General features: G+C 72.6%; 11 protein-coding genes. 2 read left to right on the top strand and 9 right to left on the bottom strand.

Annotated elements, in window-relative coordinates:
• Window positions 1-3 precede the first annotated feature (3 nt).
• The 8 genes from ACFWZH_RS17895 to ACFWZH_RS17860 all read right to left on the bottom strand — a co-directional run bounded on the left by ACFWZH_RS17895 (window position 4) and on the right by ACFWZH_RS17860 (window position 9,633).
• Complete coding sequence (locus ACFWZH_RS17895) at window positions 4-1,563, bottom strand: Wzz/FepE/Etk N-terminal domain-containing protein (RefSeq protein ID WP_384431345.1); 1,560 nt, start codon at window positions 1,561-1,563, stop codon at window positions 4-6.
• The gene (locus ACFWZH_RS17890; protein WP_384431342.1) at window positions 1,560-2,948 is read right to left on the bottom strand and encodes a Wzz/FepE/Etk N-terminal domain-containing protein; all 1,389 of its coding nucleotides are present in this window, start codon (window positions 2,946-2,948) and stop codon (window positions 1,560-1,562) included. The genes ACFWZH_RS17895 and ACFWZH_RS17890 overlap by 4 nt, the downstream gene beginning before the upstream one ends.
• Window positions 2,945-4,225 carry a glycosyltransferase family 4 protein gene (locus ACFWZH_RS17885; RefSeq protein WP_384431339.1) on the bottom strand — a complete coding sequence of 427 codons (1,281 nt, stop codon included), beginning with the start codon at window positions 4,223-4,225 and terminating at the stop codon, window positions 2,945-2,947. The genes ACFWZH_RS17890 and ACFWZH_RS17885 overlap by 4 nt, the downstream gene beginning before the upstream one ends.
• Window positions 4,215-5,531, bottom strand: a complete 1,317-nt coding sequence (locus tag ACFWZH_RS17880; protein WP_384431336.1) for a nucleotide sugar dehydrogenase — start codon at window positions 5,529-5,531, stop codon at window positions 4,215-4,217. The genes ACFWZH_RS17885 and ACFWZH_RS17880 overlap by 11 nt, the downstream gene beginning before the upstream one ends.
• Before the next feature lie 73 nt (window positions 5,532-5,604).
• Complete coding sequence (locus tag ACFWZH_RS17875) at window positions 5,605-7,083, bottom strand: sugar transferase (RefSeq protein WP_384431333.1); 1,479 nt, start codon at window positions 7,081-7,083, stop codon at window positions 5,605-5,607.
• Between the two features lie 666 nt (window positions 7,084-7,749).
• Window positions 7,750-8,613 carry an ABC transporter permease gene (locus ACFWZH_RS17870; RefSeq protein WP_384431330.1) on the bottom strand — a complete coding sequence of 288 codons (864 nt, stop codon included), beginning with the start codon at window positions 8,611-8,613 and terminating at the stop codon, window positions 7,750-7,752.
• Window positions 8,573-9,508 (bottom strand): ABC transporter ATP-binding protein, encoded by a 936-nt coding sequence (locus ACFWZH_RS17865; protein ID WP_384431327.1) that lies wholly within the window; start codon window positions 9,506-9,508, stop codon window positions 8,573-8,575. The genes ACFWZH_RS17870 and ACFWZH_RS17865 overlap by 41 nt, the downstream gene beginning before the upstream one ends.
• The gene (locus tag ACFWZH_RS17860) at window positions 9,505-9,633 is read right to left on the bottom strand and encodes a hypothetical protein (RefSeq protein WP_384431324.1); all 129 of its coding nucleotides are present in this window, start codon (window positions 9,631-9,633) and stop codon (window positions 9,505-9,507) included. Before ACFWZH_RS17860 ends, ACFWZH_RS17865 begins: the two co-directional genes overlap by 4 nt.
• 613 nt (window positions 9,634-10,246) lie before the next feature.
• On the opposite strand from ACFWZH_RS17860, the gene ACFWZH_RS17855 reads away from it, so the two are divergent.
• Together ACFWZH_RS17855 and ACFWZH_RS17850 are read left to right on the top strand one after the other, a co-directional pair.
• Entirely contained in the window at window positions 10,247-11,059 is an 813-nt protein-coding gene (locus ACFWZH_RS17855) for a hypothetical protein (RefSeq protein ID WP_384431321.1), read from the top strand.
• 104 nt (window positions 11,060-11,163) lie between these two features.
• Complete coding sequence (locus tag ACFWZH_RS17850; protein ID WP_384431318.1) at window positions 11,164-11,697, top strand: hypothetical protein; 534 nt, start codon at window positions 11,164-11,166, stop codon at window positions 11,695-11,697.
• A gap of 17 nt (window positions 11,698-11,714) precedes the next feature.
• On the opposite strand, the gene ACFWZH_RS17845 is transcribed toward ACFWZH_RS17850, so the two are convergent.
• A complete protein-coding gene (locus ACFWZH_RS17845; RefSeq protein ID WP_384431315.1) occupies window positions 11,715-12,317 on the bottom strand; it encodes a CGNR zinc finger domain-containing protein in 603 nt (200 codons plus the stop codon).
• Between the last annotated feature and the right edge of the window lie 206 nt (window positions 12,318-12,523).

Below are 12,523 nucleotides of genomic sequence, written 5' to 3'. Positions count from 1 at the left end.
GTCTTACCGCGCCTCCTGGTCGGTGTCCGGGACGCGTACGGCCCAGGTCGGCCGCTCCGTCCTGAGCTGGCCCTCCCCCACTGCCTGAACGGCGTGGGAGGTACCCCCACCGTTCTGCCGGGTGAGGTGCTCGCTGTGGCCGCGCAGCGCGATGTGCAGCCCGTCCCACAGCGTGCCGTCGGTCCGGTCCCGCGGATCGGGGTCGATCAGCACCACGCCGACCACCGCGATGCGCTGGTCCGCGAGCTGCCGCGCCACGGTGTGCAGCCATGTGGCGCTGCCGTGCCCGGCGCGTACGACGAGCACGGTCCGGCTGCCGAGGTACCGCAGGTCGGTCCACGCCGTGCCGGGCGCGACCGAGCCGACGCCGAGCCGGCGCACCTCCTGCGGTACGGCCGCGGCACGCTCGCCGCTGACCACGGCCGGGTCTCCCGGCTTCTGGCGGCTGTGGGCGAGCTGCGGGCCGGGCAGACCGTCGACGACGACCACGGGACCCTCCGCCGCCAGTGCCCTGGCGACGTTCAGGGCGATCACGCTCGTGCTGCGCGCACAGCCCAGTTCCAGCAGCGACACCGGTTCCGTGGAGCCGCGCACGGTGCGGGCCAGGGTCGTGGTGAGCCGTTCGCGTGCCGCCCGGGTCCGTCGGAGCCGCCACGGCCACATCGGTCGGCGGGGCAGGCGGCGCAGCTCCGCGATGACCGAGGCGCCCAGGTTCGCCGCGATCTCCCGGCGCAGCACGGGGCGGTCCGCCACCACCGCGCCGACCGCGGCCACCGCGAGCCCGAGGGCGAGCCCGAGGAGGAGGCCGATCCCGGCGTTGGTGACAGCCGCCTTGGGCAGGGAGTGCCGCACCGGGCGCGGGGCGTCCACGATCTGCGTGCCGGCGACGAGCTGGGGCGTGCCGACGCGCGCGTCCTCGGCGCGCTGGGCGAAATCGGTGATCCGCGCGTTGAGTTCGGCCCGGCGGGCGAAGAGCGACTCGATGCTCGCCGACGCCTTCGGGTCGTTGCCCGGCGATCGGTCACCTATCGCCTTGTTGACCTCGGCGAGTTCGTTCCGCATGCGGTCACGCTGGTCGAGCAGGGCCTTGGCCTCGGCTTTCGCGGCTTCCCGCATCCGCTTCACATGGTCCGCGACGAACGCCTCGGCCAGCGCCCCGGCCCGGGCCACCGCCTCCGCCTCGCTGTCGCCTGTCACCTCGATCTGCAGCAGGTTGTTGGTCAAGCCGGTCCCCTGGTATTCCCGCATGAAGTCTTCCGGTTTTTCCGGTGACTTGAGGATCCGCAGGGCCCGCTCGGCGATCCGCGTGGTCCCCAGCAGCTCGACGTCGGTGCGGATCAGCGTTCCGGTGTCGTTGGGCTGGTCCTCCTGGTGCGCGACCAGCACCTTGGTCGCCGCGGTCGGCGGCGGCAGCAGTACGACCGCCATCGCCGCGCCGACCAGCAGCCCCAGCAGCGCCACGGAGCACCACAGGCGGCGGCGCCGGCGCACCGCCACCACCAGCCCCTGCAGGTCCAGCAGCGGGGCGGCGGCCGACGACTCCGAAGTCGTGCTCGTCGTCACACCGAACCTCCCGTCGCGTGGCCTCGGACCGCGAGCGCCAGAGGGGCGTCCTGCACAGGGCCGCCGGCAGACCGCGTCGGACGGGCCCGGACCGTGCCGGCGACGACGATGCCGACGACCTCGTGCCCGCCGTCCGCACACGCCTCGGCGATGCCGGCGAGCTCCCCTGCGGTCCAGCTGCCGGCGCTGAGCACGACCAGGGCACCGGACTCGACGTCGCGGTCCGGCACCATCGGCTGGGAGACCGAGACCCCCACCACTCGCAGCATGGGGTGTCCCCTGTTCGAAGAGCTTGCGGAAGGATCGTTCTCGGCCTCGGCGACGAGCTGCCCGGCGGCCCGGCGGGCGATGTCGTCGCCGTCCGGTACGACGACCAGCAGCCGCCGGGGGGCCGGCAGCCTCTCCCGGAGGCGGGCGCACACCCGCCGGTAGCGGATCCGCCGGCTGGCCTCGTCGCCGGACGTCCGCGGGGTCGGCAGGTCCCACCGGGTGTCGACGCCCAGCAGCCGGCGGATCCAGGCCCGCGGGCCACGTCCTTCGGGCCGGTGCGCGGGCGGTTCTCCCGGCACGTCGACGGTCCCCAGCAGCGTCGAGCCCAGCGCCGCGGCGATCTCCGGTTCGGTGCGCAGCCGGCGGCTCATCCGTGCGGCGGCGAGATGGCCGACGACCGCGAGCAGGAGGAACAACAGCGCCCCGGCGGCGATGAGTTGCCTCCTCGTCGGCGGTGCCTCGCCGGTCGGCCGGGCCGCCGGCCCCATGACGACCAGGTTGGCCTTGCTGGTCGCCGGGTCGGCCTCGTCCAGCTTCTTCATGGCCGCCTGCAGGGTGGTGCGCAGCTTCTCCAGCTCGGTGCGGGCCTGCACGCTCTCCACGGTCCGCCCCGGATCGGCCGCATTGGCCAGGTCGGTGATGCGGCGGTTGGTCTGCACCACCTTCTGCCGCAGCGCCTCGGGCTCCGCCGCCGCGTCGGGGTCGGTGTCGTCGCCCGCGATCCGCGCGGCGAAGGTGACGAACTGCTGGGCCACCTGGTCGGAGAGCCGCTGCGCGCCCTCCGGGGTGTCGGCCGTGCCCGAGATCTTGATGATGTTCCCGTCGGCGGCCTTGGCACCCACCAGATCCCGCAGCTCGCTGCCGGTGCGGCCGAGCGCGGCGGCCGCGCGGTCGACCACCGCCGAACTGGCCGCGATCTCCGCCTGGGTCAGCAGCTCGCGCTCCTCCCACTGCCCCGCCAGCAGTACCGACGTCGACGTCGTGTATCGCGGCGGGAACAGCACGGAGGCGCCGTAGCCGACGAGCGCGCCCACCACGGCGACGACGGCGAGCAGCCGCCAGCGCCGACGGAAGATCCGCCCGATCGTGACCAGGCGTATCGCATCCTCGCTCAACGCCGCTGCCTCCTTCGTGCCCGGACCGGGGCGCCCTGCGACACGGGAGCGCGGTCACGGCAGGCGGCGGCGTAGGCGGCGAGCAGCGACGCTTGCGAGTTCCGCCAGGAAAGCTGCCCGCCGATCCGCTCCTGGCCGACCTTGCCCATGCGGGCCCGCTGTTCCGGATCGTCCAGCAACCGCGCGATGAGCCCGGCGAATTCGGCCTCGTCGTTGGCGGGCGCGTAGAGGGCGGCGTCACCGGCGGAGACTTTCGCCTCCCGGAGGTCGAACGAGACGATCGGCCGGCCCATCACCATGTACTCCAGGACCTTGTTCATGGTCGACACGTCGTTGAGCGGATTGCGCGGGTCGGGAGAGAGGCACACGTCCGCGGTGGACAGGTAGCGCACCAGGTCGGCGTCCGGAACGCGCCCGGTGAACTGCACCTGCTCACTGAGCCCGAGCCGCCGGGACAGCTCCACCATCGCGTCGAAGGCGTCGCCGGCGCCGACGAACACCGCATGCCAGTCGGTCCGCCCGAGCTCGTCGCGCAGCTTCGCCAGGGCCCGCAAGGCGTAGTCGACGCCGTCCTGCGGGCCCATGACGCCGAGGTAGCACAGCAGATGAGGCTTGCCGCGCTTCAACTCCGGCTCGGGCGGCACCGGGTGGAACCGGTCGATGTCGGGCGCGCTGCGCACCACGAAGACGTCCTCCGGCCGCCGGCCGCCGCGGCGCATCGCGACGTCCCGGTAGCTCTCGTTCGTGGCGAGCACGATGTCCGCGGCCCGATAGGTCCGCCGTTCCAGCGCGCACACGGCGCGGTAGAGCAGGTCCTTGCCGCGGTCGAACCGGGAGAGGTACAGCTCGGGCACCAGGTCGTGCTGGTCGAAGACGAACCGCGCACCGCGCCGCTTCAGCCACAGTGCCGGCAGGAACAGCAGGTCGGGCGGGTTGCAGGCGTGGACGACGTCGACCGGGCCGACCTTGCGGGCCAGCCGGACCGTGTGCCACAACGCCGATCCGTACTCCCGCAGATAGCCGGCCGGCCCGCCGGTCGCCGCGCGCAACGGGTAGCGGTGGATCCGCACCCCGTCGATCACCGCCTCCGGCTCCGTGTCCCGCTTCTCTCCGCGGGGACAGATGACGTGCACCTCCCAGCCCGCGTCGCGCAGCGTCGTGCACTCCTGCCACACCCGCCGGTCGAACGGCACCGACAGGTTCTCCACCAGGATCAGCGCGCGACGGGCCGGCCCGTCGCCGCTGACCGTGTCACCGAACGATGTGTCACCAAGCAAGGCCCACGTACCCGGGTTCGGCCCGGCGCGCGTCGGCGTCGGGGAGGTGGATGAGGTCGACGATCATCGGGCCGTCGCCGTGCGGCAGCGCCGACAGGACGGCCGGATCCCTGGTCCCGACCAGGCACACCTCGGCATGCTCGAGCACCTCGTCGACGGACTCCGCGAGCAGCTGCGCGAGGTGCGGCAGCCGGGTCTCGATGTACTCGCGGTTCGCGCCCATCAGCCGGGAGAGGCTCACATTGGCGTCGTGGATCCGCAGGTCGTAGCCCTTGCCGAAGAGCCGCTCCGCCAGCTCGACGAGGGGGCTCTCGCGGAGGTCGTCGGTGCCGGGTTTGAAGGAGAGCCCGAACAGGCCGACCCGACGCCTGCCGGTGCGCTCGACCAGCTCCACCGCGCGCTGCAGATGGTCGGAGTTGGAGGGCAGCACATGGGACAGGATGGGCACCGAGACGTCCGCCCGCTTGGCCGCGTAGACCAGGCTGCGCAGGTCCTTGGGCAGGCAGGAGCCGCCGAAGGCGAAGCCGGGCCGCAGATAGGCGGGGCTGATGTTCAGCTTGCGGTCGGCCAGGAACACGTCGATCACCTGGTGCGAGTCCACCCCGAGCGCCTGGCACACCGCGCCCAGCTCGTTCGCGAAGCCGATCTTGAGGCCGTGGAACGCGTTGTCCGCGTACTTGATCGCCTCGGCCGTCGGGACCGGCACCCGGAACACCTCGCCGGGCAGGCCGTCGTACAGCGCCGCCACCACGTCGCCGCTCGCCGGATCGAGCTCGCCGATGACGGTCTTTGGCGGGTCGAAGAAGTCCCGCACGCTCGTGCCCTCGCGCAGGAACTCCGGGTTGACCGCGACCCCGAAGTCCACCCCGGCCGTGCCGCCGGCGTACTTCTCCAGGATCGGCACCAGCAGGTTCAGGCAGGTGCCCGGGAGCATGGTGCTGCGGAACACGACGGTCTGTCGCCCACCCCGCTCGGCCACCGCGGCGCCGATCTGCTCGGTGACCCGCTCCAGGTACGTGGTGCACAGGCTGCCGTTGGGCTCCGAGGGTGTGCCCACGCAGACCAGCGACACCTCGCTGCCCATGACCGCCTCGCGGACGTCGCCGGTGGCGCGCAACGCTCCGGTCCGCACGACCTCGGCGACGAGCTCGCCGATCCGCTCCTCGACCACCGGGGCCCTGCCGTCGTTGACCAGGTCGACCTTCACCTGGTTCACATCCACCCCGATGACCTCGTGCCCCAGGCTGGCCAGGCACGCGGCCGACACACAGCCCACGTAGCCGAGCCCTAAGACGCTGATCCTCATGACCCGCTCCTCCCCCCAGGCAGGCCCTTTCGGCCTGCGGTTCCTGTGCCGACCGATCGACGATCCCCGCGCATCAGTAGGCCCCCTGTCCCTGGAGCACCGCACGCAGCGTCTTCCACAAGATCACTGTGTCCAGGGCGAGCGACCAGTCCTCCACGTACCGCAGGTCGAGGCGGACCGCCTCCTCCCACGGCAGGTCGCTGCGTCCGCTGATCTGCCACAGGCCGGTGAGCCCGGGCTTGACGAGCAGCCGCCGCCGGATGTCCGGGCCGTACGCGGCGGACTCCTCCGGCAGCGGGGGCCGCGGACCGACCAGCGACATCGAGCCGGTGAGCACGTTGAAGAGCTGCGGGAGCTCGTCGATCGAGTACCGGCGCAGCACCGCTCCCACCCGGGTCACCCGCGGATCCCGGCGGAGCTTGAACAGCAGGCCGGCGCCCTCGTTGCGCTCGGCCAGTTCGGCGCGTGCCCCGTCAGCCCCGGCGACCATGGTGCGGAACTTGACGATGGTGAACTCGCGGCCGTCCTTGCCGACCCTGCGCTGGCAGTAGAACGCCCCACCCCGGCTGTCCATCAGCACGAGCAGCCCGACGCACACCATCAGCGGCGCGAACAGCATCAGCAGGACCGCCGCGCCCATCCGGTCGACGACCTCTTTGACCGCCCGGCGGCCCCCGGTGAAGATCGGCATGCTGACCCGCAGCAGCGGTATCCCGAGCACCGCGTCGACGTGCAGCCGCGGACCGGCCACCTCCATCAGCACGGGGGCCACGACCATCTCGGCATCGCTGCCTTCGAGGTTCCAGGCCAGCCGCTGCAGCCGGTCCGGTGACCAGTGCGGGTCCGGTGTGACCGCGACGACCCGGTAGCCGTCGCGGTGGACGTGGCTCGCGACGTCCACCAGTCGGCCCACGACCGGCACTCCGTCCAGTCGGTCCCCGTCGAGCCCGAGACCGTCCGGCGTGCACACCGCCTCCACCCGCCAGCCGAGGTGCGGGAACTTGCGGGTCCGGGTGATCAGGTCGCGCACGGTGGCCAGGCTCCCGGCAGCGAGCACCGGGCGCAGGCACCGTCCTTCCTTGCGCTGTTTGTGCAGCCAGAGCCGCAGCAGATACCGCTCGGTCATGGTGATGAGCGCGATCGCCGGGATCGCGACGAAGATCCAGAGCTTGATGTTGCGCGAGGTGAGGGCGATCCCGCCGAGCGCCAGTACGACGGCCGCCGTGAACAGTGAGCGCCCGAGCCGGCGGAATTCCTCGGCGCCCTGGCCGAGCACGGCCGGCGCCCACGACCGGCTCACCGCGAGCGCCGCCAGCACCAGCAGCTCGGTGCCGAAGGCGAGAATTCTCCACTTCTCATGCCAGTTGGCCGCGTCCCGGACCCCGAAGAAGCCGCCGATCGCCGCCACCACGAAGGCGGTGGCCACCGTATCGCTGGTGATCACGGTACGGCGGTAGCGCTGCTCCCAGTCGATCGCGGGCTGGCCGATCGGCCCGTTCTCCAGGCACCCGCGCGCCGATGGAAACGGGCTGACCAATTCCCCCTGCTGCACGGACCCCCCCAGGTCGCCAGCGGGCTCGACGTGTTCGCCCCACACGGTTCCTCCCCCCGGGAGGCCCCCGCCCCCCGCACTGTTCCACCCCTCGGGAGGCCCCCGCCCCCCGCGCCGCGCTGTTCCTCCCCTTGGGAGGCCCCGCCTCCCGCGCATGACATCCCGACCGTTGCCGCGCCATGTGAACAACCCGCCCTGGTGGCAGCGGACTTGCCTGCCCTGCCGGAGCTTCGAGGTACACGGGGACCGTCGAAACCTCGGGTGCTCCCCGCACCCGAGACCCCCTCGCGGACCCCTTGAATTGACCACCCCCACGTCTGACGTCGGGGACGCGACGGCCCACTGCCCGTAGCGCCGGACCTATAGATCATTTTGGTCGCCACGTGACCGACCGGCCGAAGCACGGTCAATCTAGACCATCGGGGCCCAGTATGTAGAGGGGATGTGTGCAACTTGTGCCCAAGCTTTGAGGCCGGATTCCTCGACCGGTGACTCCTACGGGGGCCTTGGCGACGAAGACATGCCGTGTGACCTGTGAGGACATGAGTTCTCCGGGCCGCCGAAACCGGCAACTCCCAGGCATCGTAAGCAAGTTCGGGGCGCTTCCATGGAAGCGGAGGGGCGCGCAGACCACCCGGTGCGCGCGGTCGGGGCGGGCCGACGCGGTCAGCGGGCCAGGCGCCCCAGGAGGGAGGACGCGGCGGCGATACCGAGGGCCGCGGCCACCACGAGGACGGCGTAGTCCAGGGCAAAGTGGGCGTGGGTGCCGAGCAGGAGGCCGCGCAGCGCGTCGATCTGGTAGCTCAGGGGGTTGACCTTGCTGACGGTCTGAAGCCAGCCGGGCATGACCGCCACCGGATAGAGGGCGTTGGAGGCGAAGAAGAGCGGCATGGTGATGGCCTGGCCGATGCCCATCAGACGGTCGCGGGTGAGCACGATCCCGGCGATCGTCATGGACAGGCAGGAGAAGAAGGCCGAACCGAGGACCACGGCGACGGCCACACCGATCAGCCGCAGCGGGTTCCCGGTCATGGCCACGCCGAGCAGCGCCGCGATGACGATCACCACCACGGCCTGGATCAGCGCCTTCACCCCGGCGGCGAAGGCCTTGCCGGCGATCAGGGCGGCTCGTGGGGTGGGCGTGACCAGCAGCTTGGTGAGGATACCGGCGTCCCGCTCCCAGATGATCATGATGCCGTAGAAGATCGCGATGAACATGGCCGACTGGGCGATGATGCCGGGCGCCAGATAGTCGATGTACGGGGTGCCGCCGGTGGGGATGGCGTTGATGCGGGTGAAGGTCTCGCCGAAGACCAGCAGCCACAGGGCCGGCTGGACGGCGCGGGTGTACAGCTCGGTGCGGTCGTGGCGCAGCTTCTGCACCTCGACCACGCACATGGCGACGACTCGGGCGGGCAGCACCCGCCAGCCGGTGCGGGAGCGCGGCGGGACCAGCAGCAGATCCAGCCCGTCGGCGCCGGTGGCGGTGTCAGCCGACCCGGTTGGCCGTGCGGCGGGTGCTTCGGACATCGCGGAAGTCTCCTGACTGCTCGTCGAGGCCGCTGCCGGCGACGTCCCGGAAGACGTCCTCCAGCGTCGGCGCGGCGTCCGATGAGCGCGATGCGGTGGAAGGGCCGGGTGCGGTGGAGGTGTGCGCGGCGCGGTCCGTGCGGCGGCGGGCGCGCAGGGCGGACTTGAGGGCGTCCGGTGTGCCGAGGGCGCGGATGCGGCCGTGGTGCATCAGGGCCACGCGGTCGCAGTACTGCTCGGCCTCGTCCATGTAGTGCGTGGTCACCAGCACGGTCATGCCGGTGGCCGCGCGTACCGCGTTGATGTGCTCCCAGACGCTGGTGCGGGCGACCGGGTCGAGGCCGACCGTCGGCTCGTCGAGCATCAGCAGACGCGGCGCGCTGACCAGCGCCTGGGCCAGTTCGAGGCGGCGGATCATGCCGCCGGAGTACGTCTTGGCGAGCCGGCCGGCGGCGTCGGTGAGGCCGACCGCCGCGAGCGCCTGGGTGACGCGTGCGGCACGTTCGCGGCGGGGGACGTCGAAGACGCGGGCGAACAGGGCGACGTTCTCGCGGCCGGTCAGTCCGGCGTCGGCGGAGAGCTGCTGCGGTACGTAGCCCAGCAGCCGGCGGACCGCCATCCGCTCCCTCGCCGCGTCGTGACCGAAGACCCGCACCATGCCGGCCGGGACGGGCAGGAGCGTGGTGATACAGCGGATGGTGGTGGTCTTGCCCGCGCCGTTCGGTCCGAGCAGGCCGAAGACCTCGCCGGCGCGTACGGAGAGGTCCACCCCGTCCACGGCCCGGGTCTCGCCGAAGGCGTAGTGCAGGGCGCGGCAGGTCACGGCGTCGGGAGTGGGGGTGGCGGGCGCCGCTGCGGCGGCCGGTCCCGGACTGCGCCCGTCGTCGGTGGTCATGTGCCCGCCAGTTCCTCGCGCAGCAGGGGGCCGGGCCGCAACCGGCACCGGATCGGCCGCCGGACACCGGCCGGGCCGTCGGCCAGGACGTCGGCGAGCGAGTCGGGGCACTCCCCTGCAGCCATGCCCCGATTTTAGTTCCGGGTGAGAGGCGGCGGCCAGGAAGCGCGCGGGAGCACGGACGAGCGGCACGCCCATGGCCCGGCCAAGGGGGTTCGACCCGCTCCCCCGGGGAGAAGATCGCTCAGCGCCGCCCTGGCAGGGACGCCACCGACGCGCGGGGGGCCACCGGCAGTGGTCCGGAGGCGGAGTTTCCGGGCGGCCGTGCGTTGTCCACAGCCCCAACCGACGGCCTTGACAGTCATGTTGTAGGCGGAGAAGTCTGGTTGTTCCGGCGATTGCCGGAAGTCGGGGGAATCCGAAGGTAGCGGGAGTACCTGAGGTATCGGGGGAATCGGGGGGCTCATGCCGGGATACACGTCTGTGCGCCCGACGGGCGGGACGTCGACGCACGGGGACGAGACGTCGACGTACGGGGACAGGACATCGACGTACGAGGGCGGGGCACGCACCGCGAGCGCACCGCGAAGGCCATGGCGGCGGTGGGCGCGCCGGACCGCCGGCCCCGGCGCCACGGCCCTCGCGCTCTGCTGCGCGCTGGCGGCCTGTGCGTCGGAAGGCCGCGGCGCGGACAGGGCGGGCGGCCCCGGCAGCTCGCCGGCCACCGCAACGTCGTCGATGCCGCCCCCGACGCCCTCCGTCGCCCCCGACACCTATCGCAAGGCTCTGGCCAACGCCCTCGCGCCGCTCGACGCCGCGCTGCGCGCGGTGGACCGGGCGCACGAGGGCGGCTCGCTGGACAAGGCGCTGGGCGCCGCCGCCACCAAGGCCGACGCCGCCGCGGACGCGCTGCAGACCACCCGCACACCGGACAACGCCGGGACGGGCAACGGTCAACTCGCCACGGCCCTGCGGGCGTTGGGGCAGGACCTCAGGAGCGCCCGCGGCGAGGGCGGCCGCTGCGCCACCTCACCGCGGGTCGAACTCGGAGCGGCCCAGAGCCCGAAGAGCGTCGAAGCGGCCGGTCGCACGCTTCGTACGCTCGGCTATGACGCCGCGCTGCGGCTGCCGCGCACGGAGCGGGCGCAGCACCGCAGGCTCGCCAACGGCGCCTTCGTCCGCGACGGCAGCCGGGGCGGGCTGGGGCGGCTGACGGTCAACAACGGCACCGGCACGGATGCGGTGGTGACGCTGACCCGCGGCCGGCGGCCGGCGTTCTCGGTGTATGTGCGCGACGGCTCGAACACGACCATACGCAGCGTCGACAGCGGCGCGTACACGGTGTACTTCACGACCGGCGAGGACTGGAACGGCGCCAAGAGCTCCTTCACCCGCGAGTGCAGCTTCGAGAAGTTCGACGACAAGGCGAACTTCCGGACCGTCCGGGTCGCCGGTGGGACGCAGTACACCGTGCTGACGTTCACCCTGAACAAGGTGAACGGCGGCAATGCGAGCACGAGCACGGTGCCGCCGGGCGAATTCCCGTCGTAGCGGGGACCGTGGGGCGCACGGTCGGACCGCCCCGGCTCGGCGCCCCGTGCACGCAAGCGGCTCGGCGTCGGGCGCGGCACAGCGGCTGGGTATTGTGGCGCCACGTGGGTGACAGCACATGGTGGACTCTGGCGATCGCGGCGGTGACCGGTGGCACGGCCGTGCTCGCCAGTTGGGTCACCAGCCGCGGCAGCACGCAGGCCGCGAGGATCCAGGCCGAGATCGCCGCGCGCTCGCAGCGCGCCGAGCGACTGCGGGAGAGCCGGCGCACCGCCTATCTGGATCTGATCGAACAGACCCATCGGATGGGCGAGTTGTACTGGGAGATCTCCGCGGCGCTGCGGCTGCCCGGCTCCGATGCCCGTACGGCCACGCTCGGCGAGCTGCACGACCGGGAGGTCGCCGAGTACGCGAAGATCCGCCGCTGCGCACGCGTCGTCGAGCTGGAGGGCCCGCCGTCGGCCGCGGCCGCGGCGCTCGCCCTCCAGAAGGCGACCGGCCCCTTCTACGTGGCCGTCAAGGCCGAACTGGACGGTGACACCGACCGCCGCGGTGCGTTCGACGCCGCCTACAGCCCCTTCTGGGCCGCGCTGGAGCGCTTCGTGGACGCGGCGCGGGACGCGCATCAGACGGACTGAGCGCGCCCGCACGGCCGTCAGGCGTTCTCGGCCTTCCGGCGGGCACGGTAGGCGCGCAGGTTGGCGGCGTTGCCGCAGATCCTGACGTCGTGCCAGACGCCGCTGTTGTTGCGCGAACGGTCGTAGAAGGCCACCCGGCAGCGGGGGTTGCGGCAGGTCTTGAGACGGCGACGGGTGTCGGCCTGCTGCGCCTGGAAGGCGGCGGTGAGGATCAGCGAGACCAGCTGGCGCCAACCGCTGCCGCGCGGCTCCAGGCGGACGAGTCCGTCCTCCCCGATCTGGAGCGCGGCGCTGGCGCTGTGCAGCACGGGTGCGACGGCGGTGGCCGCTCCGGCTGCGGTGCCCTGCGCCGTGGCGGTCAGTTCGTGCAGGTCGTCCCGGAAGGCGCGGAGCCCGTCGAGACCGTCGGCGTCCAGCGCCACAGGGGGAACGGGCTGCCCCGTGACCGCCGACCACTCAGCGATCGCCTGGTCCGCCCAGCCCTGCGCGTCCTCCGGGGTGGCGAGGAGGTCCGGCCTGCGCGGGGCGCCCGCGGCGACGGTGTTGAGCAGGTCCTGGACGAGGGCCAGCCCACCGGGTGCGGGGTCCAGGCGGTAGCGGGCGGTTGCGGGCCAGGTCATCGCGTCACACCTCCTGGCTGGACGTCGGTCGGGCGGTCGGGCGGTCGGGCGGTCCATCTTTTCACAGGGGCGGCGGGCACGCGCCCCTGCGATGAGAACAGAGCTGTAAGGGAATCGCCCCTTACGCCACCGCCCCAGGAGGTACGGGCCCGCCCGTGACCGCGGACACCTCCCGCGGCTACCGGCCCCCGACCGCCGCCACGGGA

It is taken from the genome of Streptomyces sp. NPDC059008 (genome assembly GCF_042749045.1).
GTDB lineage: Bacteria > Actinomycetota > Actinomycetes > Streptomycetales > Streptomycetaceae > Streptomyces.
This window is presented reverse-complemented; position numbering and strand designations above follow the sequence as displayed.

What these genes read in the sequence shown, in the direction of transcription:
- ACFWZH_RS17880 (WP_384431336.1), bottom strand. Translation starts at nt 5,531, where the DNA reads ATGAGGATCAGCGTCTTAGGGCTCGGCTACGTGGGCTGTGTGTCGGCC.
- ACFWZH_RS17860 (WP_384431324.1), bottom strand. Translation starts at nt 9,633, where the DNA reads ATGGCTGCAGGGGAGTGCCCCGACTCGCTCGCCGACGTCCTGGCCGAC.
- ACFWZH_RS17855 (WP_384431321.1), top strand. Translation starts at nt 10,247, where the DNA reads ATGCCGCCCCCGACGCCCTCCGTCGCCCCCGACACCTATCGCAAGGCT.
- ACFWZH_RS17870 (WP_384431330.1), bottom strand. Translation starts at nt 8,613, where the DNA reads ATGTCCGAAGCACCCGCCGCACGGCCAACCGGGTCGGCTGACACCGCC.
- ACFWZH_RS17845 (WP_384431315.1), bottom strand. Translation starts at nt 12,317, where the DNA reads ATGACCTGGCCCGCAACCGCCCGCTACCGCCTGGACCCCGCACCCGGT.
- ACFWZH_RS17865 (WP_384431327.1), bottom strand. Translation starts at nt 9,508, where the DNA reads ATGACCACCGACGACGGGCGCAGTCCGGGACCGGCCGCCGCAGCGGCG.